Consider the following 23,202-nt stretch of genomic DNA (forward strand, 5'->3'; position numbering starts at 1 on the left):
TAGGGCTCCGGATGACGCCGGGATGGATCACCCCCGTGCGGGGCACGGACGATCCATCCGACCCGGTGGGATGATGAGTCGGATGACCGGGGTCCCCACGGCAGCCATGATCGGACGCGATGCGGAGATGCACGCGCTCCGCGAGGCGTACGCACGCTCGCGCGATGGCGACCCGACGGTCGTCGTGGTGGGCGGTGAGGCCGGAATCGGCAAGACCCGCCTCGTCGAGGAGTTCCTCCGCGTCCTCGACGACGCGGCGATGGTCGCTCGGGGACAGTGCGTGGAGCTCGGCGACGACGGCGCCCCGTTCATCCCGATCCGCGCGGTGATGCGTTCTCTCGTCGACCTCGCCGGCGCGGAGGTCGTGCGTGCGGCCGCCGGACCGTCGCTCGACACCGTCGCACCCCTGCTGCCGGCGGAGCTCGGCGGGGGAGCGCCGGAGACGGACCTCCGCGTCGGCCGCCTGCACGACGAGTTCACCCGCATGGTCGAGCGCATCTCGGACGTCGACCCCGTCGTCGTGGTCGTCGAGGACGTGCACTGGGCGGATGCGCCGACGATGCAGTTGCTGGGGTACTTCGCGCGCATGCTCCACGACGGCCGGGTCATGCTGGTGATGACCGCGCGGACGGCCGAGCTCCCCAGGCGCCATCGGCTCCGCGAGGACCTCGCGGAACTCGAGCGCCTCAGGTCGGTCTCGGAACTCGAGCTCCCGCGACTCTCCCGCGAGGAGGTGTCGCGGATGGTCGCGGACACCGATGCAGCGTCGGACGCCGCGGTGCTCTTCGAGCGCAGTGGCGGCGTGCCGTTCTTCGTCGAGGAACTGCTCGGCGCGGGCGTCGGCGGTGCGCTCCCTCGGCGGTTGAGCGACCTGCTCGCGGCGCGCTACGAACGGGCCTCGGCCGCGACCCGAGCCGTGCTGCGACTCATGGCCGTCGGCGGCGCACGCGCCGAGCACGACCTGCTCGAGCGCGTGCACGGCGGCGACCCGGCCGCACTCGATTCCGCGATGCGCGAGGCCGTCGAGGTGGGCCTCGTCGTCGCAGACGACTCCGGTTACGCGTTCCGGCACGCACTGGTGCGCGAGGTCGTCGACGCGGAGTTGCTGCCCGGTGAGCGCGCGCGTCATCATGCGACCTATGCGCGCGTGCTCGCGGAGGGTCCCGCCCGCCCCGGGGTCTCGGTGGAGGTGTCGACGCACTGGCTCGCAGCCCGCCGCTTCCCCGAGGCGTTCGACGCGGCCGTGACCGCGATGCAGGAGGCGTCGGCGACGTACGCGCTCACGACGGCGGCGGCGATGGGCGAGCGGTGCCTGGAGCTGTGGGACCTCGTGGACGAGCCGGAGCGGCGTGCGGGCGTCGATCACGCCGGGATGGCCGGCCGGACGGCGCGGGCGCATCGTCGGGCGGGCGACATGGAGCGTTCGGTCGCGTTGTCCGACCTCCGGATCTCGCTGGCCGACCCGGAGGACCCCGTCGAACTGGCGGACCTCCTGTTCGAGAAGGCACTGGGCATGGGCCTGATGGGGATGCCGGGTGCCGCCGACGTCCTCATCGAGGCACTCGACCTCGTCGCCGATCGTGACGACCCGCGCGCCCTGGCCGTCAGGGCGCGCGTGCGCTCTGAGCTCGCTGCGCGACGCATGCTGGCCGGCGACCTGCGCGAGGCCATCGACCAGGGCATGCTCGCCGTCGCGGACGGACTCGCCGCGGGCGAGGACGGTCGGCGCGCCGCATCCATTGCGGCGAACATCGCCGCCACGACCCTGGCCGACCTCGATGACGCGGGGCCGGAGGAGGTGGCCCGATCGCTCGAGCTCTTCGAACGGGCACGGGAGTACGCCGGGGACGACTGGGACGCCCGGGTCAGGCTCGCCATCAACCGCTCGGACACGCTGATCAAGCTCGGCCGGTACCGCGATGCGCTCGAGGTGGCGCGGGAGGCGCTGGACGAGGCGCGCCGCCGCGGGGAGGAGGGCAACGTCGGCGCCATCCTCGCCACGAACGCGATCGAGCCGCTCATCGCCCTCGGCGACTGGGATCGCGCGCAGACGCTGATCGACCGCGCCCTCCGGTACGAGACGCCGCTCGTCTTCCGCCTCGGCCTCGAGGACCTGAAGCTCGTGCCGCTGATCTGGTCCGACGCCATCGACGATGCGCGCGAGTTCGTCGAGCAGATCAGGGAACGCCACACCGAGCTCGCGCGCGTCGACCGACAGATCGAATTCGGCTGGGTGCGGGACCAGTGCGAGCTCCACCTGGCGCTCGACGAGCCCGAGCGCGCATGGGCCTCCGTGGAGCCACTCCTCTGGGACGGGCGCACGGAGCGCGCCACCGACCGGATGCGCCTGCTCGCCTTCGCTGCGCGCGCGCACGGCGCGATCTCGCGCCGCGGCGGCCGGCCCTCGCGGACGGCTGAGGAGCTCCGGTCGGCGATGGCGGAGTTCGACGGGTGGGAGCCGGCCGCCGCGTGGCGGGAACTGGGCGAGGCCGAGATCGCTGACGAGCTCGACGATCGCATCGCCGGGTTCGGTCGTGCCGCGGCGCGCTTCGAGTCGGGGTCGGGATGGCGCCACCTCGCCGGGTATGCGCTCGTGCAGCGCGCGATCGCGGAGCTCGAGTCCGGTGATCGCGAGGCGGCCGAGCAGAGCCTCGCCGCCGCTCGCGAATCGGCTGCGGAGATCGGCGCGCACCTCGTGACGAGGATGGCCCACGAGGTCGCCGCACGCGGGCGGCTCAGCGGGGACCGCTCCGGCGGCGGCGATGAGTTGACGGCCCGCGAGCGGCAGGTGCTCGCGCTCGTCGTGGAGGGCTACTCGAACCGCCAGATCGGCGAACGGCTCTTCATCAGCGTCAAGACCGTGTCGGTGCACGTGTCGGCGATCCTCCGGAAGCTCGGCGCCGCGAGTCGGACGGAGGCCGCGGCGATCGCGCGGTCGACCGGCGTGACGGACCGACCGGGATCCCCTTGACCGGGACTACCGTGCGTCGTTCGCGACGGGATGCCAGGCGAGCCCGGTGAAGTCGCCCGTTCCCATCTGCTCGACGAGGATGCGTCGGTCCGATCCGTCGGGACGCATCACGACGACGCTGTGCCGCCCGGCCACCGCCTGGTCGATGGCGGCGATCGACTCGCCGTCGGGTGACCACGCGGTCGCCATGAACGAACCGGTCGCGACGGGGTCCGGCACCGCCGGATCGCCCGAGGTCGCGCGCGCGATGTCGATCAGGTACAGGTCCGTCTCGAGCGGGCGGTAGAGGGGATTCGACTGCATCTCACCCGTCGTCCACGGCGACGTCCGAGCGGTCACGAGGAGGCGCGCGCCGTCCGGGGACCAGGCCATGTGCCGGATGAGGCTGAAGACCGGGCCGACGAGTTCCCCGGTGGCTCCCGTCCGGAGGTCGACGAGGTGGATGGACCGGCGCGACTCGGGACCGTCGCCGTGGATCACCTCGACGGCGACGTGCGTGCCATCGGGCGACCACGCAGTTGCGTCGGCCCACTCGTTCTCGCCGGCGGCGAGCGGTGGGGCGATCGTGATCAGCCGGGCCGCCGCGGCATCGTCCAGCGAGTCGAGCCTGAGCCGGTCCGGAGCGACGAGGTCGAGGGTGCTGGCGCCGTCCGGCGCGAGCCAGGACTCCCTCACGAAGAGGCAGCATCCCTGCAGCGGGCCGATCCATGCGACCGCGCCGCGTGCGTCGAGGAGGTAGCGGCGTCCGGCGTCCTCGGAGGTCAACGCGAGCCGCGTCCCGTCGGCGGACCATCCCGACACGACGGCCCTGGAATCGACGGCGTCTGGAAGCGCCAGGCGCGCGACATCCGTCGGGTCGACCGGATCGACGGCCCGGAGTTCTCGATCTGCGGCCCAGACGATGCGTCCGCCCAGCGGGGCGAACCATCCGAGCGGCGCCTCGCCGATCGATACCTGGCTCGTCGCACCCCGGCTGCCGAGCGGCCCCCCGGTGCCGAGGGCCGTCGAGACGGAGATCGCGGCGAGGCCGACGGCCGCGGCGGCGACGAGACCGACGATGACACGGCGCCGGCGGCCGTGGCGGCGAGCCTCCTCGATCAGGACCTCGACCGGCGCCCGCGTGGCGGACTCGTCGAAGGCGACCCCGGCGGGCGGAGCCTCCGCCGCACGGTTCGCGGTGAGGCGAGCCGGCGCGTCGGCGTCATGCGGTGGCGTCGGAGCTGACGGCGAGGGTGGGAGCGGAGTCGTGACGGTCATTCGAGCACCTGCTTCGGTTGCCTGCGGAGCCTATTGCGCCGGGCCGGGATTCGGATGCCACGCGAGTCCGGTCCAGGCCCTCGTGCCCAGGCTCTGGACGATCCGATCGGCGTTCGTCCCGTCTCGGTTCATGATGACGATGCCGTGCCCGCCCGGCCCGCCGGCGTGGTCGATGGCCGCGATCTGCTCGCCGCCAGGTGCCCAGGTGGCCGCGATGAAGTGGCTCGTCGCGATGGGCTCAGGGGCCCGGGCCGCACCGGATGCGTCGACCTCGGTGTCGATGACGTAGAGGCTCGTGTTCTGCGGGCCGATCGGAGGACCGGTCAGGTTCACCCCGTTCTCCTGGAGGTACCAGCCTGCGACGATGAGGAGGCGCTTCCCGTCCGGAGACCAGGTCGCGTGCCGGATGAAGTCGATCTCGGGAAGGAGCAGTTCTCGAGTGGTTCCCGTGGCGAGGTCGAGGACGTGGATCGACGGCCGGGTCCACGTCACTTCATCCTCGTAGACCCAGCGCGCGATCCGGGTGCCGTCCGGTGACCAGGCCCCCTCGAGGATGCCGGGGCCGTCGTCGCTCCCGAATACGGGATCGACATCGACGTGCCGCGGTTCCATGAGCCCGCTGACGTCACGGAGCTGCAGCCGGCCCGGCGCGACGAACTCGGCGACGGTGACGCCATCGGGCGCGAGCCAGGGTTCGCTCACGAAGAGGCAGCAGCCGGTTCCGCCGGCGGAGTCGACCGTGCCTCGGGCATCGAGGACGTAGAGCCTCCCCGCATCCTCGGAGGTGAGGGCGAGCCGCGTCCCGTCGGCCGACCAACCCGACACCATCGCCAACGAGTCCACCTCGTCGGGGAGGGCGACTCGTCGGACGTCCGTCGGATCGGCCGGGTCCACGGCACGCAACTCCCCGTCGGCGGCCCAGACGATGCGACCGCGCATCGGCTCGAACATGCCGAGCGCAGTCTCGCCCACGGGGTCGCTCAGCGCCGCGCCCGGAGCGTCCGGGGGCGCTGCGCCGCCGAGCGTCGCCGTGACGGAGATCGCGGCGACGGTCACGACCGCGGCCGCGACTCCGCCGATGGCGAGCCGGCGCCGTCGGGCTCGATGCTTCGCCTCGTCGATGAGCACCTCGACCGGTGGCCGCGTGGCGGTCTCGTCGACGACGTCGCGGACGCGTGCGGCACTCGGAGTGCCGTCGTCGACCAGGCGGCGGGTTCCGGCCTCGTCCGGCTCGGCCGGAGCGGACGGCTGCGGTGGGAGGTGAGTCGTGGTGGTCATCAGGACACCTGAGCTTTGGTGCTAATGATACTAGCATCATGATTCATGTCAAGCGCGATCGAGCCGCCGCGACTGGATGCCTTCGGAACCGGCACCTGCACGGCGACGGGCCGGGCCCGCGGATGCGGTCCCGGCCCGTTCGGTGGCGCTCCGAGGATCAGTCGCCGGCAGTGTGGCGCGCGCCGTCGCGCCCTGCGATGGAACCGCCCGCGAGCCCGGCCAGGATGGAGCCCACGTCGAGCCCGGTGAGCGACTTGACGACCTCGGTGCCCTCGCCGAGCACCTGGCCGACGGTCTTCGTCATGGCCGACGCGCCGTCGGTCGAGACGACGGTGAGCGAATCGATGCTGCCGATCGGTTCGGCGGCGGCGCGCACGATCTCGGGCAGGCGCGAGATGATCTCCTGCGCGAGCGCGGCTTCGCCGTACTTCTTCAGCGCCTCGGCCTTCGCGTCCGTCGCCGCGGCGTCGGCGACGCCCTCGGCCTGGATCGCGTCGGCGCGCGCCTCGCCCTCGGCGCGGATACCGGCGGCGAGGGCCACCTGGCGGTCGCGCTCGGCCTCACCGGCGAAGCGGACGGCGGCCGCGGCCGCTTCGGCGTCCTGCACCGCGGCGACCTTGTTCGCCTCGGCGATCTTGGTGCGCTTGAACGCTTCGGCCTCGGTGGAGGCGTTCGCGGCGTCGCGCTTCGCGGTGGCCCGCTGCACCTCGGCGTAGGCCTCGGCCTCGGCGGGCTTCCGGATCTCGATGTCGAGGCGCTCCTGCGTCACGAGCGCCTGCTCAGACAGCGCATCGCGCTCCTCGACGGCGACGAGCTTGTCCTGCGCGGCCTTCGCCAGCTGGCCCGCCGCCTCGGCCTCCGCGTTGGCGCGATCGGTCTCGGCCTTGATCGTGGCCTGCTTGAGGCTCAACGCCTTCTGCCGCTCGGCGATCTGCTCGGCGGCCTCGATGCGCGCGAACTCGCTCGCCCGCGCGGCCTCGGCCTCGCTGACCTCGGCGACCTGGCGCGCCCGCGCCGATTCCGCTCGCCCGAGGTTCGCGAGGTAGTCGCTGCCCGGGGTCGAGATGTCGCTGATGTTCAGCAGGTCGACCTGCAGGCCCTGCTCGGCGAGGTCGGCCTTGGTCTCGGCGACGACCCGGTCGGAGAGCGACTTGCGGTCGGAGATGATCTGCTCGATCGTCATGTCGCCCACGATCGACCGCAGCGACCCCTCGAGCGACTCGGAGATGATCTCGGTCAGCAGGTGCTGCTGGGAGAGGAACCGCTGGGCCGCGCGGCGCACGCCCTCCTCGGTGCCGCTGACCTTGAAGTTGATGGAGGCCTTGATCGCGATCTTGATGCGATTGCGATCGACGCCCTCGACCGTGATGCCGATCTGCCGCTGCTCGAGGGAGATCGGGAAGCCCTGCTGGAGGATCGGCCAGACGAATGTGCGTCCGCCGATGACGACGCGCTGCCCGGCGGAGTCCGCCGTCGGCCGCCCGCCGGCACGGCCGACGATGACGAGCGCCTCGTTCGGCGGCACGCGGCGGATGCGGCCGGCGATGAAGCCGAGCAGGCCGAGGAATGCGACGACGATCGCGAGGATCGCGCCGATCTGGATGATCTCGGGGGTCATGGGTCCTTCCGGTGCGGGTCGGTGGTGCGGGGGTGAGGGAGATCGCGGCGCGACGACCGAGGGTCAGGAGTCGGCGACGACCTTCACGCGGCTGCCGGCCTGTGCGATCACGCGCACTCGGACGCCCTCGCCGATCGCGGCGTCGGCGTAGGCCAGGCGCCGCTCGACCTCGCCCGGGCCGTCGAGGCTGACCTCGCCGCCGGCGGGCGTGATCGAGGCCGTCGCGACGCCCGTCAGGCCCATCGCCGATGCGGGCGCTCCATCGGACGACCGCGCGAGCGAACGCACCGTGACGACGGCGACGACGTAGGCGACGATCGCGAGCGCGCCCGCCACGACGTACGCCCAGACGAGCTCGAGCCCGCTGCTCGCCGTGAGCGCCCCGGCGGCGCCGAACACGGTCATGCCGATGGCGAGGGCGGTGCCGGAGATCGCGCCGTCGCCGATCTCGAAGTGGTCCAGCACGTCGCCGATGACGAGCGAGATCAGGAGCAGGGCGAGGCCGAGGCCTCCGACGATGAGGAAGGGGAGCAGCACGAGGGGCCTCTCTGCACGACGATGTCCCCGCCCGGGTCAAGCGGAGACGGTCCTCACCCTATCGGCGAGGCTCCACGACGCGCCAGCCTCAGGAGGCGGCTGCGGGCCGGACGAGCAGCGCCTCGACGGCGGCATCGCCTCGGATGGCACGCAGCAGACGGACGACCTCGTCGGCGACCGCCGGGGTGATCCCACGGCAGGGGATGCTGTACGGCCCGAGCGGAGGCAGGCCGCCGCCGCGGATCCGGATGACCTCCCATCCGACCTCGCGGAGCGCCTCGTCCTTCTCGACGTCCGAGCCCTCCTTCACCCCGCGGTGGGCGCGCCCGGACCTGCCCGGATCGTCGTACTCGATCGCGACGCGCAGCTCGGCGACGAGGATGTCGGGCCAGACCTCCTGCCGGCCGTGGAACATGCGCGCGATGCGCACGGCGTTCGCGCGGTGATGGAGCCTGATGCGCTCGGCGAGCAGGACCCGCAGCCGCTGCTCGGTCATCGACGTGCCCACCCTGAGGCCGTGCTTCATGAACGGCATGCCCGCCTCGCGGGCGGCGCCGGGCGAGGCGGCGTTCGCGCGGCACTTCGCGCACCCGGTGCCGGTCAGCACGTCCATCACGCTCGCGCGGTAGCGGTCGTGGCCGCGGACGCAGCTCCAGTCGTACTCGGCGCCGATGCGCGTCTCGGCGGCGAGCCGACGTCGCTGCGCGGGAGCGACACGACCGAGCAGCTCGCCGCGGCTCCGCTGCGTCTCGTGGACGAGCATGCACACCGGGCAGGCGCGCCGCAGCGCGACCGCCCCGAGGTCGTCGAGGGCGGCGCCGTGTCCGCATCCGAACCTCACCGCGACCATTCGACCCGACGTCCTCGCATGTCGCCATGCTGGCGGATGCCACCGACATCACGCCGCCGGCGGCCCCGGACTCATGCCCTGCCCGCACCGCGGCGTCGGTGTCGGCGGCGCGAGGCAGAATCGACACGTGCGGATCGCGATCGCGAAGACGGGCGCGGGGCGCGTGCAGTTCGTCGACCCCGACGGCCACCTGCGGCGCGAGTGCGATGCCACCGACGCTCCGCGCGAGGCGGCGCGCCTCGAGGCGGAGGTCGCGCCGCGCTGGATCTGGCGCGACACGCGCGAGTGGGCGCCCGTCCTGCTCGACGCCGGAGTGCGCGTCGCGCGATGCCACGACCTGCGACTGTGCGGCGCGATCCTCGCCGCGTCGACGGCGGTCGCCGCGGCCGGGTCCGTCGTGCGGGACCGTCCAGCCTGGCTGCCCCCGGGTCCCGCCGAGGGCGGGAGCGGGGCCGACGCCGCCCCCGCGGCATCCGTCGATCGCGGGCCCGCACTGTTCGACGTCGACCCGGGACCCGACGTCGCGGCCCTCGCAGCTCCGTCGGCGGCCGACCTCGTCGACGAGCACGATCGGCAGGTCGCCCTCGCCGAGGCGTCCGATCGTCCCTCGGCGATGCGCCTGCTGCTCGCCGCCGAATCCGCCGGCGCGCTCATCGCGGCGGAACTCCACGCCGCGGGCCTGCCGTGGCGCCGCTCGGTGCACGAACGCGTGCTCGAGGAGGTGCTCGGCCCTCGGCCGCCGACCGGGCGCAAGCCGGTGCGGATGGACGAACTCGCCGCACGGGTGCGTGGGGAACTCGACGCGCCGTCGCTCCGCCTCGACTCGCAGGCCGACCTCCTCCGTGCGCTGCGCGCCGCGGGGATCGGCGTCGACTCGACCGCGAAGTGGGAGCTCCGCGAGCACGGGCATCCCGCGGTCGCCCCGCTCCTCGCGTACAAGCGCCTCGCGCGTCTCCTCTCCGCGAACGGCTGGGCGTGGCTCGACGAATGGGTCGTCGACGAGCGGTTCCGTGCCGACTACGTCGCGGGCGGCACCGCGACGGGGCGATGGGCCACCTCGGGCGGCGGAGCGCTGCAGCTGCCGAAGGCGGTGCGCGCCGCGGTGGTCGCCGACCCGGGGTGGAGCCTGGTCGTGGCGGATGCCTCGCAGCTCGAGCCGCGCGTCCTCGCGGCGCTCGCGCGCGACCCGGCGATGGCGGCGGCGGGCCGCGGCCGCGACATGTACCGCTCGATCGTGGATGCGGGCGTGGTCGCGACGCGCGACGAGGCGAAGGTCGCGCTCCTCGGCGCGATGTACGGTGCGACGACCGGCGACAGCGGCCGGCTCGTGCCGCAGCTCGCCCGCGCCTATCCGCGGGCCATGGCGCTCGTCGATCGCGCGGCGCGCGACGGTGAGGCGGGTCGACAGGTGACCACGCTCCTCGGGCGCTCGTCGCCGTTGCCGCCGCCGTCGTGGCACGCGGCGCAGGCGGCGGCGTCCCAACCCGACGCCACGGCCGTCGACGAGCGTCGCGCCCGGTCGTGCGCGCGCGACTGGGGTCGCTTCACGCGCAACTTCGTGGTGCAGGGCACCGCCGCGGAGTGGGCCCTCTGCTGGCTCGCCGGCGTGCGCACCCGGCTGACGGCGCTGGCACCGGGTGGCGCCCCGGCCGCGGGTTCCGGCGTCGCGTTCGAGCGCGCGCCCCACCTCGTCTACTTCCTGCACGACGAGCTCATCGTGCACACGCCGTCCGAGACGGCGGAGGCCGTGGCCGACGCGGTCCGCGAGTCGGCCGCGGAGGCGGGCCGGCTGCTGTTCGGCGACGCTCCGGTCGAGTTCCCGCTCGACCTCGCGGTGACCGCGAGCTACGCGTCGGCCGGGGCCTGATCGGCGGCGGCCCGCCCGCGCCCCGGGCGTCGCCCTCGCCTGGGGCGCTCGGCGCTCGGCGCGAACGCCGACGCGTCAGGGTCGGATGCCTCGATCCCGTCGAGCCAGGTCAGCATCGCGTCGGCACGAGCGAGTTCGGCCGTCGTCGCGGCGGCGGAGAGACGTGCTCGCGGGTCCGGCTCGCCGTCGCCGGAGTCGCCACCGTGCGGCGATCGGGCCTCGTCGCGCCGGCTCCGCCACCGCACCCGTTCCGCCTCGATGATCGCTGCGGCATCGACGGCGGGCATCGACACGGCGATGAGCACCCGATCGATGCTCTCGTGCCACGGGTCGGCGCCGGTGCCGTCGGCGCCGCCGAGCCACGCGCCCGCCGCGGTCCGCCCGGCGTCGGTGAGTCGGTGGAGGGGGAGGCCGTCGTCGGTCGAACCGGCCGGTTCGACCAGCCCCTGCGTCGTCAGCCGCTCGAGCGTCGCGTAGGTCTGCCCGACGTTCACCTCGCGGCGGCCGCCGGTACGAGCGGCGAGGTCCCCGTGGAGCTGGAATCCGTAGGCGGGTCCGTTGATGAGCAGCACGAGCAGCGCATCGCGGACGGCCACGTCGCCTCCTCAGGGTCGGGTGGAATCACTCACCGAGTAGGGAGTTTAGCGCCTGCGCCGCGGATCGCCGCGGATTCTCCTTGTCAGCCCGGGCGAAGCGGGGCATACTCGACCTGACGACTCGCTCGTCACAACAGAACACGCCACCGCCACCAGGCACTGTTCCAGAGGTCGTAGGGGAAGACGCACCTCACGAGGAACGGAGCAGGAGATGGCGGAACACGTCACGCGGGCCCAGCGCGCCGCGCGAGGCATGCTGTTCGTGCACTCGTCCCCGCGGGCGGTCGGCCCGCACGTCGAGTGGGCGGTCGGTCGCGCCCTCGGCACCCCCGTGAACTTCGAGTGGACCGAGCAGCCGGTGCTGCCGGGCACGGTGAGGACCGAGTTCTCGTGGATCGGCGAGCCCGGGTCGGGTGCGCGGATCGCGTCAGCGTTGCGCGGCTGGGAGCAGCTGCGCTTCGAGGTGAGCGAGGACCCGGGCGCGGACACCGACGGGGCCCGGTGGATGCACACGCCGGAACTCGGCGTGTACTACGCGCAGACCGACACGGCGGGCAACGTCGTGATCCCCGAGGACCGCATCCGCTACGCAATGGAGGTCGCCTCGTTCGACGCGGGCGAGCTGCATCGCGAGCTGAGGCTCGCGCTCGGCCAGGCGTGGGACGACGAGCTCGAGCCGTTCCGGCACGCGAGCGACTTCGCCCCGGTGATCTGGTTGCATCGCGTGGGCTGACGCGCACCGCGCGGTGGCGTGACGCGTCGACCGGTCGACCGAGGTCCCGGAGGCGTACGAGCGAAACCGCAGGCGGTGGACTGCAACGGGCCCCGACGCCGTGAGGCGATCGGGGCCCGATGCATGCGACGGATGTCACGCGGCATCCGTCGGGTCGTCAGACGGCGCGGAACGCGGCGACCGCGTTGTGCCCGCCGAAGCCGAACGAGTTGCTGATGGCGATCAGGTCGCCCTCGCCGAGCGAGCGCGGCGAGGTCACCACGTCGAGCGGGATCTCCGGATCCTGGTCGTCGAGGTTGATCGTCGGGGGAGCGGTGCGCTCGTGGAGCGCGAGCACCGTGAAGATCGACTCGATCGCGCCGGCTCCGCCGAGGAGGTGCCCGGTCGACGCCTTGGTCGCGGTCACGGCGATGCCGTCGAGCGCGTCGCCGAACACGCGGCGCAGCGCGTTGTACTCGGCGATGTCGCCGACGGGCGTGCTCGTCGCGTGCGCGTTGACATGGCGCACGTCGGCGAGGCTCGCGCCGGCCCCCTCGATCGCCGCCTTCATCGCGCGAGCCGCCGCGGACCCCTCGGGGTCGGGCGCGGTGATGTGGTACGCGTCGCTCGTGATGGCGCCGCCGAGCAGCTCGGCGTAGATGCGAGCGCCGCGGGCCTTCGCGTGCTCCTCGGTCTCGAGGACGAGTGCGGCCGCACCCTCGCCCATGACGAACCCGTCGCGGCCCACGTCGTACGGACGCGAGGCGATCGTCGGGTCGTCGTTGCGGCGCGAGAGCGCCTGCATCGACGAGAACGACGCGATGGTGACCGGGTGGATCGCGGCTTCGGAGCCACCCGCGATGACGACGTCGGCGACGCCGTCCTGGAGGTGCTCCCACGCGTTGACGAGCGACTCGGTGCTCGAGGCGCAGGCCGACACGACGGTGCGGATGCCCGCCCGGGCGTGCAGGTCCATGCCGACCGCGGCGCCTGGGCCGTTCGGCATGAGCATGGGCACGGTCATCGGCAGCACGCGACGGGGACCGCGGTCGCGCAGGGTGTCCCACGCGTCGAGCAGCGTCCACACGCCGCCGATGCCGGTGGCCCAGTCGATGGCAAGGCGCTCCGGGGCGACCTCGGGCGCACCGGCGTCCGCCCAGGCCTCGCGCCCGGCGATGAGGGCGAACTGGCTGGACGGATCGAGGCGCTTGATCTCGTGTCGCTCGAGCACGTCGGCGGGTTGCACCTCGGCCGTGGCGGCGAAGGTCACGGGCAGGTCGTACTTCTCGACCCACTCCTGCTCGAGGGTGCGTGCGCCGGACTTGCCGGCGAGCAGGGCCTTCCAACTGTCACGGGCGGTGCCGCCGATCGGCGTGGTCGCGCCGATGCCCGTGATCACGATCTTCTTGGTCATACGAAGTCACTCCGATGGGGCGATGGGAACGAAGGACCTGGAACGGAACGGACGGGCCGGCGGACGCCGGCCCGTCCGAACGTCACTAGGCCTGCGCGTTGACGATGAAGTCGACGGCGTCACCGACGGTCTTGAGGTTCTTGACCTCTTCGTCGGGGATCTTGACGTCGAACTTCTCCTCGGCGTTGACGACGATCGTCATCATCGAGATGGAGTCGATGTCGAGGTCGTCGGTGAACGACTTGTCGAGCTCGACCGTGTCGGTCGCGATGCCGGTCTCGTCGTTGATGAGCTCCGCCAGGCCGGCAAGCACTTCTTCGCGGGTCGATGCCATGGTTCTTCTCCTTGCAGGGGTGTGTCTCGTATGACCGAGACACAGTCTAGATGGACGGGGGTCGGCGGCTCAGGGCAGAACCACCACTTGGGCGCCGAAGACGAGTCCGGCGCCGAAGCCGATCTGGAGGGCGAGGCCTCCGGAGAGCTCGGGGTGCTCCTCGAGCAGTCGGTGCATCGCGAGCGGGATGGACGCGGCCGACGTGTTGCCGGTGGTCGCGATGTCGCGGCCGATCACGACCGAGTCGGGGAGCTTCAGCTGCTTGGCGAACTCGTCGATGATGCGCATGTTCGCCTGGTGCGGGATGAAGGCGGCGAGGTCGTCTGCGGTGATGCCGGCGGCGTCGAGCGCCTGCTTGGCGACCTTCGCCATGTCCCACACGGCCCACCGGAAGACCGTCTGGCCCTCCTGGCGGAGCGTCGGCCACTCCGAGGCGCCGTCGCGGAACTGCACGAGCGTGTGGTTCATGCCGACGGCGCCCGCCTTCGAGCCGTCCGAGCCCCAGACGGTCGGCGCGATCGCCGGCTCGTCGCTCGGTCCGACCACGACGGCGCCCGCGCCGTCGCCGAGCAGGAACGAGATGGTGCGGTCGGTCGGGTCGACGACGTCGGAGAGCTTCTCGGCGCCGATGACGAGGGCGTACGTCGCCGCGCCCGCGCGGACGAGGGCGTCGGCCTGCGCGACGGCGTAGGCGTAGCCGGCGCACGCGGCGTTCATGTCGTACGCGGCCGCCGGGTTCGCGCCGACCCGGTCGGCGACGACCGCGGCGATCGACGGCGTCTGCTGCACGTTCGAGATGGTCGCGACGATCACGAGGTCGATCCGGTCGGCGGGCACGCCCGAGCGATCGATCGCCTCGCGCGCGGCATCCGTCGCCAGGTCGACGGCGAGCACGTCGGCACCTGCGCGGGCGCGGGTGATGATGCCCGTGCGCTGTTGGATCCACTCGTCCGACGAGTCGATCGGGCCGACGAGGTCGTCGTTCGGGACCGCGTTCTCGCCGCGCGCGGCGCCCACCGAGTACAGGCGGGTGTAGGCGGGACCGGTCGACTGGCTGAGCGTGGGGTGCGTCATGCGTTCTCTCGTGTCGTGGGATGCGGGGTTCAGGCGGTCTGCTGCTCGAGGAGCTCGATCGCGGCGGGCAGGTCCTCGGGGGTCTTGACGGCGACGGTCGGCACGCCCTTCAGCGCACGCTTCGCCAGGCCGACGAGGGCGCCGGCCGGGGCGAGTTCGATGATGCCCGTCACACCCGCGTCGGCGAAGGACGCCATGCAGCGGTCCCATCGGACCGGCGAGGCCACCTGTCCGACCAGCAGGTCGACGAAGGCGCTGCCGGATGCCACGGTCGAGCCGTCGCGGTTCGTCCAGAGCGTGAGGGCGGGGTCGGCCGGCGACGACGCGGCGGCCACCGCGGCGAGGCGCTCGCGGGCGGGCTGCATGTACCGCGTGTGGAAGGCGCCGGCCACCTGCAGCGGGATGACGCGGGCGCCGGCGGGCGGCTCCGCCTTCAGCTGCTCGAGCGCGTCGAGCGCACCCGCGACGACGATCTGGCCGCCGCCGTTGAAGTTCGCGGGCTCGAGGCCGAGGGCGTCGAGCCGGCCGAGCAGTTCGCTCTCGTCGGCGCCGATGACGGCGCTCATGCCGGTGGCGACGAGCGCCGCGGCATCCGCCATCGCGCGGCCCCGCTCCGCGACGAACCGCATCGCGTCGGCGTCGCCGAGGACCCCGGTCGCGGCCGCGGCGGTGATCTCGCCGACGGAGTGGCCCGCGACGCCGCCGATGCGGTCGGCGCGGCCGTCGGCGGCGAGGGCGTCGAAGGCGAGGATGCCGGCCGCGACGATGAGCGGCTGGGCGATCGCGGTGTCGCGGATCGTGTCGGCGTCGCTCTCGGTTCCGTGCAGCGCGAGGTCGACGCCGGCCGCCTCGGAGAGCGCCGAGAGGCGCTCGGCGAATGCCGGCTCGGCGAGCCAGGGTGCGAGGAAACCGGGGGTCTGGGAGCCCTGACCAGGGCAGACGACGACGATCACCGTCTCAGTCTGCCAATCCCGCGCAGGTGATGTGTGTGCACTCAGTACAAGGTATTCGGCGGACCCTTGTTCCGCCCTCACATACCGTGAGTCAGTTCGACGGACGACGGCGCGGCGTCGAGTCGTGATCGCTCATCGACCCGATGATGAGCGCCGACTGCAGGATGAGCGCCTCACGGGCACCCGTGGCATCCCACCCGATCACGTCGGAGACGCGCTTCAGCCGGTAGCGGACCGTGTTCGGGTGGACGAAGAGCTCGCGAGCGGTCGCCTCGAGCGACCGGCCGTTGTCGAGGTAGCTCCAGAGCGTCGTGAGGAGCTCGGTCGAGTGGGCCTGCAGCGGCCGGTAGATCCGGTGCACGAGCGTCGCCCGGGCGAGCGGATCGCCCGCGAGGGCGCGCTCGGGGAGGAGGTCGTCGGCATGCACCGGCCGCGGCGCATGCCGCCACGACCGGGCGACGGCGAAGCCCGCCAGCGCGGCCTTCGCGCTCTTCGACGCGTCGACGAGGTTCGGGACCTCGTGGCCGAGCACGAGGTGGCCGGCGCCGAAGTTCGACTCCAGCTGCGTCGCGATCTCCATGAACGACAGCGCGGGGGCGGTGCCGACCGACTCGTCGGACTCGCCGCCGCGCGGCTCCGCCCGGCCGATGACGACGACCAGCCGATTGCCCTGCACGCCGATGAGGACATCGGCGTGCATGTGCCGCGCGGCCCGGCGCACCTGGTCGACGTCGAACAGCTTCGGGGCCGTGCCGACGAGCACCGCGACCTCGCCGTGGCCGTGCCAGCCGAGCGCCGCGATGCGGCTCGGCAGCTCGTCGTCGTACTCGCCCGAGAGGATCGAGTCGACGACGAGCGCCTCGAGGCGCGCGTCCCAGAGGCCGCGCGCCTCGGCCGCACGAGCGTAGACGTCGGCGGCGGCGAACGCGATCTCGCGCGAGTAGAGCAGGATCGCCTCGCGGAGCGGCTCGCCGCCGTCCTTCACGCGCTCCTCGACGACCTCCACCGTGACGCGGATGAGCTGCAGCGTCTGCTGCAGGCTCACCGAGCGGAGGAGTTCCCGCGGTGCCGCGCCGAACACGTCGGCCGCGATCCACGGCGTCGACCGCGGATCGTCGAACCAGGCGATGAACGACGAGATGCCCGCCTGCGCGACGAGGCCCACCGCCGAGCGTCGGCTCGGCGGCATGTCGCCGTACCAGGGCAGGGTGTCCTCCAGGCGCTTCAGCGTCTGGGTCGAGAGCTCACCCGAGATGGTTCGCAACCACGCGAGGGTCTCCGCCTTGGTCCTGGGCTTCGTCGCCACCGTCTGAACGCCTGCTAGCTCTCGCCGCCGGCGTTGCCGGTCGTGCCCGCGTTCACGTCGTGGAGCCGGTACCGTTCGATCGCCTGCGCCGGGAGCGAGCGATCGACCTCGCCGCGCTCGGCGAGCATCTGCAGGGTCCGCACCACGACCGAGGGGCCGTCGATCTTGAAGAACCGACGCGCCGCCGGGCGGGTGTCCGAGAAGCCGAAGCCGTCGGCACCGAGCGTGGCGTACTGGCCCGGCACGTACGGCCGGATCTGCTCCTGCACCGCGTGCATGAAGTCGGACACGGCGACGAACGGGCCGCGGGCGCCGGCGAGCTTCTGCGTGAGGTACGGCACGTGGCGCTCGGCATCCGGGTGGAGGAAGTTGTGCTCGTCGGCGGCGAGGCCGTCGCGGGCGAGCTCGGACCAGCTGGTCACCGACCACACGTCGGCCGAGATCCCCCAGTCCTGCGCGAGCAGGTGCTGCGCCTCGATGATCCACGGCACCGCGACGCCCGAGGCCATCAGCTGCGCCTTCGGTCCGTCGCCGGAACCCTCGGAGATGCGGTGGATGCCGCGGACGATGCCGTCCACGTCGACCGACTCGGGCTGGGCGGGCTGCACGAGCGGCTCGTTGTAGACCGTCAGGTAGTACATGACGTTCGGGTCCGGGTGGGTGCCGCCGTACATGCGGTCGAGGCCCGAGTGCATGATGTGCCCGATCTCGTACCCGTACGCCGGGTCGTACGAGACGACCGCGGGGTTCGTCGCCGCGAGGAGCGGCGAGTGGCCGTCGGCGTGCTGCAGGCCCTCGCCCGTGAGCGTGGTGCGCCCCGCGGTGGCGCCGATGATGAAGCCGCGCGCCATCTGGTCGCCGGCCGCCCACATCGCGTCGCCCGTGCGCTGGAACCCGAACATCGAGTAGAAGACGTAGATCGGGATGAGCGGCTCGCCCTGGGTCGAGTAGGACGTGCCGACCGCGGTGAACGCGGCGAGCGCGCCGGCCTCGTTGATGCCGACGTGCACGATCTGGCCCTGCGGGCTCTCCTTGTAGGCCAGGAGCAGCTCGCGGTCGACCGACGTGTAGTGCTGGCCCATCGGGTTGTAGATCTTCGCGTTCGGGAAGAACGCGTCCATGCCGAAGGTGCGGGCCTCGTCGGGGATGATCGGGACGATGCGGTTGCCGAAGTCCTTGGACCGCATGAGGTCCTTCAGGAGCCGGACGAACGCCATGGTCGTCGCGACCTCCTGCGTACCCGACCCCTTCTTCGCGATCGCGTAGGCCGAGTCGTCGGGCAGCGAGATCGCCGTGTGGTTCGACCGGCGCTCGGGCAGGTAGCCTCCGAGCTCGCGGCGACGCTCGTGGAGGTACTGGATCGCCTCGTCGTCGTTGCCCGGGTGGTAGTACGGCGGGAGGTAGGGGTTCTCCTCCAGCTGCGCGTCGGAGATCGGGATGCGCATGGTGTCGCGGAACGTCTTGAGGTTGTCCAGCGTCATCTTCTTCATCTGGTGGGTCGCATTGCGCCCCTCGAAGGCCGGACCGAGGCCGTAGCCCTTGATGGTCTTGGCGAGGATGACGGTGGGCTGGCCCTTGTGCTCGGTCGCGGCCTTGAACGCCGCGTAGACCTTGCGGTAGTCGTGGCCGCCGCGCTTGAGGTTCCAGATCTGCTCGTCGGAGAGGTCCTTGACGAGCTCGAGCGCGCGGGGGTCGCGGCCGAAGAAGTTCTCGCGCACGTACGCGCCCGACTCCGCCTTGTAGGTCTGGTAGTCGCCGTCGGGCGTGACGTTCATCAGGTTGCGGAGCGCGCCGTCCTGGTCTCGCGCGAGCAGGTCGTCCCACTCGCGGCCCCAGACGACCTTGATGACGTTCCAGCCGGCGCCGCGGAAGAAGCTCTCGAGCTCCTGGATGATCTTGCCGTTGCCGCGCACGGGGCCGTCGAGGCGCTGCAGGTTGCAGTTGATGACGAACGTGAGGTTGTCGAGCCCCTCGTTCGCGGCGACCTGGAGCTGGCCGCGGCTCTCGACCTCGTCCATCTCGCCGTCGCCGAGGAACGCCCAGACGTGCTGGTCGGAGGCGTCCTTGATGCCGCGGTTGGTGAGGTACTTGTTCGCCTGCGCCTGGTAGATCGCGTTGATCGGACCGAGGCCCATCGACACGGTCGGGAACTGCCAGAACTCCGGCATGAGGCGGGGGTGCGGGTACGACGAGAGGCCGGCAGGTGCGTGCGACTTCTCCTGGCGGAAGCCGTCGAGCTGGTCGGTCGACATCCGGCCCTCGAGGAACGCCCGGGCGTACGTGCCGGGGGAGGCGTGGCCCTGGATGAAGATCTGGTCGCCGCCGCCCGGGTGGTCCTGGCCGCGGAAGAAGTGGTTGAAGCCGACCTCGTACAGCGCGGCGGACGAGGCGTACGTCGAGATGTGGCCGCCGACGCCGATGCCGGGGCGCTGCGCACGGTGCACGAGCATCGCGGCGTTCCAGCGGATCCAGGCGCGGTAGCGGCGCTCGAGCTCCTCGTCGCCGGGGAACGCGGGCTCGTTCTCGGGCGCGATCGTGTTCAGGTAGTCCGTGGTCGGCACCATGGGGACGCCGAGGTGGAGCTCCTTCGAGCGCTTGAGCAGGCTGAGCATGATCTCGCGCCCGCGCTGGTGGCCCTTCTCGGCGACGAGGGCGTCGAGGGACTCCGCCCACTCGTTGGTCTCCTCCGGATCGGAGTCCATCGCCTCGACCGAGTACGGGTCCTGGTCGTTGACAGTCACACTCGACCTCTCTCTTCAGCAGATCGTGCCTCTCGACCGTGCGTTGCGCACGACGAAGACCGGGTCAGGGTCGGGGGCACCACGCCATCCTAGTGATTCTACGGCGGCCCATGGCGGGCTAGGCTGGCGCGCGTCCGGCCAGACCCCGAGGGAGGCGCCCGTGATCCGCGGCCCGGGCGCGCTCGCGCCCGCATTCGCACTGCCCGACCAGCACGGCGCCCCGCACCGGCTCGCGTCGCTGCGGGGCCGACGCGCGGTCGTGCTCGCGTTCGTGCCGTTCGCGTTCTCGCGCATCTGCACGCGCGAGCTGGGCGAGCTGGATGCCGCGGCGCCGATGTTCGAGGCGGCCGGCGCCGACCTGTTCGTGGCCTCCGTCGACTCGAAGCACGCGCTCCGTGCCTGGGCCGAGGAGGAGGGCGTTCGACTGACGCTCCTGTCCGACTTCTGGCCGCACGGTGCGGTGGCGCGCGCCTACGGCGCGTTCGACGAGGAGGCGGGATTCGCTCGACGCGCCTCGTTCGCGATCGGTGCCGACGGCGTCATCCGCTCCTCGTTCGAGGCGCCGCCGGGGGAGGCGCGCCCCGTCGGGGCGTACCGCGAGGCGCTCGCGGCGCTCCGGTAGCCGCGGGCGGACGGATGCCGCGCCGGCGCGACGCTACGATCGAAGTGCCGCCGCGCGCGGCGAGGGCCTTTAGCTCAGTTGGTAGAGCGCCACGCTTACACCGTGGATGTCGTCGGTTCGAGCCCGGCAGGGCCCACCCGTCACGTCGGCTCGCCGCTCAGGTCGGCAGCACCCACTCGTCGTCCGCGATGATCGGCACGGTGCGCCCGTCTACGGTCGCGCCCGAGATCGAGACCCCGGCGCCGCCGCCGACGACGTCCGTGTGCACCGCGGCGACGCGGTGCACCCCGCCCGTCGCGTCGCCGTCCGGCACGACCACGGGAAGCCCTGGCCCCCCGCGATGTGCGAGCCCGCGTTCTCGTCGTGGAGCATGTCGTGGAACAGCACGCCCGCGCGGCGCACGCGGGAACCGCCCTCGACGAGCGCGACCTCGCCGAGCCGACGCGCGTTCGGATCCGAGTCGAGCTGCGCGTGGACCGCGCCCCGGCCGCGGTCCGCGCGCGCGTCGACGATCCGGCCTCCCTCGAACGTGAGCGTCAGCCCCTCAACGAGCACCCCGCTCGGCAGCAGGAGGAACGGTCGGGTCGTCGCGATCGTGCCGTCGGCGCGCGTCCGGTCCGGCGAGGTGAACACCCCCTCGGTGGGGATGTTCGGGCTGAACTCCACGCCTTCCGAGGTCTGCATGGTCGCCGCCAGCCAGCGCCACTCGGGGACGAGGCCGATCTCGAGGTCGGTTCCCGGGCCCGCATAGCGCACGGCCGTGAGGTCGAGCGCCTCCACCGCGGCCGCACGACGGCGGAGCCGTGCCGTGTGCGCCGACCAGTCGCCGACCGGGTCGTCCGAATCGAGGCCGACCGCGGTGCCGACCGCCTGCCAGGGCCGCTCGACGTCGGGCTCCCCGAACACCGCGCTGGCCCAGCCCGGGTTCGGTGCGGCCACGATGCACCACTGGAGGCCGCCCGCCATCACGGCGGCGCGCTCGCGCGCCGCGAGTTCGACGGGGTTCGCGGCCACCACCGAGGCGACGTCGACGTCGTCCATCAGGTGCGGGTCGGGGTTCCCGGTGATGCGGAGGAACGCGAGGCCGGGCTCCTCGAGACGCTCGGTCGCGGCGCGATCGCGGGCGGTCCCGGCCGCCAGCGCCTGACCGGCACCGTGCAGGATCCCGGATCGCCGCACGTGGTCGTCCTGGTACTCGACGTCGACGAGCCCCGCACCCGCGGCGTAGGCGTCGTCGGTGATCGCCCGCACGAGCCCGGCGTGCTCCACGAGGGCGCGGACCACGAGCGTCTGGCCGGGTTGGAGGTTCAGCCCGCCACGGACCACGACGTCCGAGTAGCGGGTGAGGAGCTCAGGGGTCGTCAGGTCCGCCATGCCGCGGATGCCAACGACACCCGGCGGATGCGGCAACAGCCGTCCCGGCAGCCCGGGCCTCACGGCGTAGGCTGGGGCGCGTGCCAGTCCGCCTCGCCGACGTCCTCTCGACCGTGGAACGACTCTGGCCGGCCTCCGGCGCCGAGCCGTGGGATGCACCCGGTCTCGTGACCGGCGATCCGGCTCGCGAGGTCGCGCGCGTCCTGCTGACGGTCGACGCCGTCGCGGCGACCGTCGACGAGGCCGTCTCCGCAGGCGCCGACCTGGTCGTGGCGCACCACCCGCTGCTGCTCCGCGGCGTCACGTCGATCGCCGAGGACCGCTACAAGGGCGCCCTGCTCGCGAAGCTCATCCGCGCCGACTGCGCCCTCGTCGGCGCGCACACGAACGCCGACATCGTCGAAACCGGCACGTCCGCGGTGCTCGCCGACCGCCTCGGCCTCGTCGACGTCGCCCCGATCGTCCCGAACGCGGCGGACGGCTCACGCGGCCTCGGTCGCGTGGGTCGCCTCGCCGAACCGACGACGCTCGGTCGCCTCGCCCGACGCCTCGCGGAGCTCCTGCCGCCGACGGCGACGGGAGTGCGAGTCGCCGGCGGGTTCGACGACCCGGTCGAGAACGTCGCCGTCTGCGGCGGCGCCGGCGACTCGCTCCTCGCGCACGAGGCCGTGCGCACCGCCGACGTCTACGTCACCGCCGACCTGCGGCACCACCCGGCGTCTGAGGCGCGCGAGCAGGCGATGCTCGGCGGCGGGCCCGCGCTCATCGACGTCTCGCACTGGGCGAGCGAATGGCTGTGGCTGGATGCCGCGGCCCGCGAGCTCCGGGAGGCGCACCCCGACCTCGAGGTCGTGGTGAGCGACCTCCGCACCGACCCGTGGGACTTCCAGGTCGTCCAGTGACCCGTCCCGCCACGACCGCGATCCGCCCAGACCCGAATCCCACGAGGAGCACCACGTGAAGGCCAGTCCCGCCGACCAGGAGCAGCTGCTCCGCCTCCAGGCCATCGACACCCGCCTGCAGCAGCTCGCGCACCGACTGCGCTCGCTGCCGCAGACGGCCGAGCTCGCCTCGCTCGCCGAGCGCGACACCGCCGTCCGAGGCCGGCGCGCCGAGGCCGTCGGCGCACTCGAGGACGCACGCACGGAGCTCGGACGCATCGAGTCCGACGTCGAGGTCGTCGAGAAGCGCATCGCGCGCGACGGCGACCGCCTGACGCGCACGTCGTCGATGAAGGACGTGCAGGCGCTCGAGGCCGAGCTCGCGTCGCTCCGGAAGCGCCTCAGCGACCTCGAGGACGCCGAGCTCATCGTGATGGAGAAGGTCGAGGAGGCCGAGGCCCGCGTCGCCGGGATCGATCGCGAGCGGGCCGAGCTCGCCGAGGCGACCGCAACGCTCGAGGCGGCCCGCGACGAGGCGGCCGGTGGACTCGGCACCGAGCGGGAGCAGGCCGAGCGCGACCGCTCGACCCTGGCCGGGACGATCCCCGGAGACCTGCTCCGGTTCTACGAGGACCGCCGGGTCAGGGGCGGCGGCATCGGCGCGGCGCTACTGCGTCAGCGCACGTGCGGCGGCTGCACGATCACGCTCACCGGGTCCGACCTCGAGTCCGTCCGCCGTGCGGCCGACGACGAGGTCGTGCAGTGCCCCGAATGCGATCGGATCCTCGTGCGGACGTCCGAATCGGGACTCTGACCG

19 protein-coding genes and 1 tRNA gene are annotated in these 23,202 nt (G+C 72.7%); 7 read left to right on the forward strand and 13 right to left on the reverse strand.

Going from position 1 to position 23,202, the window contains the following annotated elements:
* Positions 1-82 precede the first annotated feature (82 nt).
* Positions 83-2,971 carry a helix-turn-helix transcriptional regulator gene (locus ABME02_RS04070; protein WP_353814006.1) on the forward strand — a complete coding sequence of 963 codons (2,889 nt, stop codon included), beginning with the start codon at positions 83-85 and terminating at the stop codon, positions 2,969-2,971.
* Positions 2,972-2,977: 6 nt separating this feature from the next.
* On the opposite strand, the gene ABME02_RS04075 is transcribed toward ABME02_RS04070, so the two are convergent.
* The 5 genes from ABME02_RS04075 to ABME02_RS04095 form a co-directional block, all read right to left on the reverse strand.
* Entirely contained in the window at positions 2,978-4,228 is a 1,251-nt protein-coding gene (locus tag ABME02_RS04075) for a hypothetical protein (protein WP_353814007.1), read from the reverse strand.
* 30 nt (positions 4,229-4,258) lie between these two features.
* Positions 4,259-5,506 carry a hypothetical protein gene (locus ABME02_RS04080; protein WP_353814008.1) on the reverse strand — a complete coding sequence of 416 codons (1,248 nt, stop codon included), beginning with the start codon at positions 5,504-5,506 and terminating at the stop codon, positions 4,259-4,261.
* Positions 5,507-5,663: 157 nt separating this feature from the next.
* Positions 5,664-7,124 (reverse strand): flotillin family protein, encoded by a 1,461-nt coding sequence (locus ABME02_RS04085; protein WP_353814009.1) that lies wholly within the window; start codon positions 7,122-7,124, stop codon positions 5,664-5,666.
* A 63-nt stretch (positions 7,125-7,187) separates the two neighbouring features.
* A complete protein-coding gene (locus tag ABME02_RS04090) occupies positions 7,188-7,661 on the reverse strand; it encodes a hypothetical protein (RefSeq protein WP_353814010.1) in 474 nt (157 codons plus the stop codon).
* An 88-nt stretch (positions 7,662-7,749) separates the two neighbouring features.
* Positions 7,750-8,502, reverse strand: coding sequence for a putative endonuclease domain-containing protein (locus ABME02_RS04095; RefSeq protein WP_353814011.1), 753 nt, complete (start codon positions 8,500-8,502; stop codon positions 7,750-7,752).
* A 136-nt stretch (positions 8,503-8,638) separates the two neighbouring features.
* Here ABME02_RS04095 and ABME02_RS04100 point away from each other — a divergent pair, with 136 nt between their 5' ends.
* Positions 8,639-10,378, forward strand: a complete 1,740-nt coding sequence (locus ABME02_RS04100; protein WP_353814012.1) for a bifunctional 3'-5' exonuclease/DNA polymerase — start codon at positions 8,639-8,641, stop codon at positions 10,376-10,378.
* Here ABME02_RS04100 and ABME02_RS04105 read toward each other — a convergent pair.
* Entirely contained in the window at positions 10,357-10,974 is a 618-nt protein-coding gene (locus ABME02_RS04105) for a PadR family transcriptional regulator (protein ID WP_353814013.1), read from the reverse strand. The two genes, ABME02_RS04100 and ABME02_RS04105, sit on opposite strands and share 22 nt — an antisense overlap.
* Positions 10,975-11,185: 211 nt before the next feature.
* Between ABME02_RS04105 and ABME02_RS04110 the strand changes: the two genes are divergently transcribed.
* Positions 11,186-11,707, forward strand: coding sequence for a DUF3145 domain-containing protein (locus ABME02_RS04110; RefSeq protein ID WP_353814014.1), 522 nt, complete (start codon positions 11,186-11,188; stop codon positions 11,705-11,707).
* Between the two features lie 157 nt (positions 11,708-11,864).
* Here ABME02_RS04110 and ABME02_RS04115 read toward each other — a convergent pair whose 3' ends face one another.
* From ABME02_RS04115 to aceE, 6 genes are all read right to left on the reverse strand, one after another.
* Positions 11,865-13,100, reverse strand: a complete 1,236-nt coding sequence (locus ABME02_RS04115; RefSeq protein ID WP_353814015.1) for a beta-ketoacyl-[acyl-carrier-protein] synthase family protein — start codon at positions 13,098-13,100, stop codon at positions 11,865-11,867.
* Between the two features lie 85 nt (positions 13,101-13,185).
* Positions 13,186-13,434, reverse strand: a complete 249-nt coding sequence (locus tag ABME02_RS04120) for an acyl carrier protein (protein WP_353814016.1) — start codon at positions 13,432-13,434, stop codon at positions 13,186-13,188.
* 69 nt (positions 13,435-13,503) lie between these two features.
* Complete coding sequence (locus tag ABME02_RS04125) at positions 13,504-14,508, reverse strand: beta-ketoacyl-ACP synthase III (RefSeq protein WP_353814017.1); 1,005 nt, start codon at positions 14,506-14,508, stop codon at positions 13,504-13,506.
* A 29-nt stretch (positions 14,509-14,537) separates the two neighbouring features.
* Positions 14,538-15,461, reverse strand: a complete 924-nt coding sequence (locus tag ABME02_RS04130) for an ACP S-malonyltransferase (protein WP_353814018.1) — start codon at positions 15,459-15,461, stop codon at positions 14,538-14,540.
* 91 nt (positions 15,462-15,552) lie between these two features.
* Positions 15,553-16,767, reverse strand: coding sequence for a PucR family transcriptional regulator (locus ABME02_RS04135; RefSeq protein WP_353814019.1), 1,215 nt, complete (start codon positions 16,765-16,767; stop codon positions 15,553-15,555).
* A gap of 14 nt (positions 16,768-16,781) precedes the next feature.
* Positions 16,782-19,508 carry a pyruvate dehydrogenase (acetyl-transferring), homodimeric type gene (gene aceE / locus ABME02_RS04140; protein ID WP_353814020.1) on the reverse strand — a complete coding sequence of 909 codons (2,727 nt, stop codon included), beginning with the start codon at positions 19,506-19,508 and terminating at the stop codon, positions 16,782-16,784.
* Positions 19,509-19,668: 160 nt separating this feature from the next.
* Between aceE and ABME02_RS04145 the strand changes: the two genes are divergently transcribed.
* Both ABME02_RS04145 and ABME02_RS04150 read left to right on the forward strand, forming a co-directional pair.
* The gene (locus tag ABME02_RS04145; protein ID WP_353814021.1) at positions 19,669-20,130 is read left to right on the forward strand and encodes a peroxiredoxin; all 462 of its coding nucleotides are present in this window, start codon (positions 19,669-19,671) and stop codon (positions 20,128-20,130) included.
* A gap of 63 nt (positions 20,131-20,193) precedes the next feature.
* Positions 20,194-20,266, forward strand: a tRNA-Val gene (locus ABME02_RS04150).
* Positions 20,267-20,340: 74 nt separating this feature from the next.
* Here the strand turns inward: ABME02_RS04150 and ABME02_RS04155 are convergent.
* On the reverse strand, positions 20,341-21,504 hold the full coding sequence (locus ABME02_RS04155; protein WP_353814022.1) for an aminopeptidase: 1,164 nt from the start codon (positions 21,502-21,504) through the stop codon (positions 20,341-20,343).
* Positions 21,505-21,584: 80 nt separating this feature from the next.
* Here ABME02_RS04155 and ABME02_RS04160 point away from each other — a divergent pair, with 80 nt between their 5' ends.
* Together ABME02_RS04160 and ABME02_RS04165 are read left to right on the forward strand one after the other, a co-directional pair.
* The gene (locus ABME02_RS04160; RefSeq protein WP_353814023.1) at positions 21,585-22,406 is read left to right on the forward strand and encodes a Nif3-like dinuclear metal center hexameric protein; all 822 of its coding nucleotides are present in this window, start codon (positions 21,585-21,587) and stop codon (positions 22,404-22,406) included.
* A gap of 55 nt (positions 22,407-22,461) precedes the next feature.
* Complete coding sequence (locus ABME02_RS04165) at positions 22,462-23,199, forward strand: zinc ribbon domain-containing protein (RefSeq protein WP_353814024.1); 738 nt, start codon at positions 22,462-22,464, stop codon at positions 23,197-23,199.
* The last annotated feature ends 3 nt before the right edge of the window (positions 23,200-23,202 follow it).

The sequence above is a fragment of the Agromyces zhanjiangensis genome, assembly GCF_040496055.1.
In the GTDB taxonomy this organism is placed as follows: domain Bacteria; phylum Actinomycetota; class Actinomycetes; order Actinomycetales; family Microbacteriaceae; genus Agromyces; species Agromyces zhanjiangensis.

What these genes read in the sequence shown, in the direction of transcription:
- ABME02_RS04120 (WP_353814016.1), bottom strand. Translation starts at nt 13,434, where the DNA reads ATGGCATCGACCCGCGAAGAAGTGCTTGCCGGCCTGGCGGAGCTCATC.
- ABME02_RS04070 (WP_353814006.1), top strand. Translation starts at nt 83, where the DNA reads ATGACCGGGGTCCCCACGGCAGCCATGATCGGACGCGATGCGGAGATG.
- ABME02_RS04085 (WP_353814009.1), bottom strand. Translation starts at nt 7,124, where the DNA reads ATGACCCCCGAGATCATCCAGATCGGCGCGATCCTCGCGATCGTCGTC.
- ABME02_RS04110 (WP_353814014.1), top strand. Translation starts at nt 11,186, where the DNA reads ATGGCGGAACACGTCACGCGGGCCCAGCGCGCCGCGCGAGGCATGCTG.
- ABME02_RS04125 (WP_353814017.1), bottom strand. Translation starts at nt 14,508, where the DNA reads ATGACGCACCCCACGCTCAGCCAGTCGACCGGTCCCGCCTACACCCGC.
- ABME02_RS04075 (WP_353814007.1), bottom strand. Translation starts at nt 4,228, where the DNA reads ATGACCGTCACGACTCCGCTCCCACCCTCGCCGTCAGCTCCGACGCCA.
- ABME02_RS04115 (WP_353814015.1), bottom strand. Translation starts at nt 13,100, where the DNA reads ATGACCAAGAAGATCGTGATCACGGGCATCGGCGCGACCACGCCGATC.
- ABME02_RS04080 (WP_353814008.1), bottom strand. Translation starts at nt 5,506, where the DNA reads ATGACCACCACGACTCACCTCCCACCGCAGCCGTCCGCTCCGGCCGAG.
- ABME02_RS04155 (WP_353814022.1), bottom strand. Translation starts at nt 21,504, where the DNA reads ATGGCGGACCTGACGACCCCTGAGCTCCTCACCCGCTACTCGGACGTC.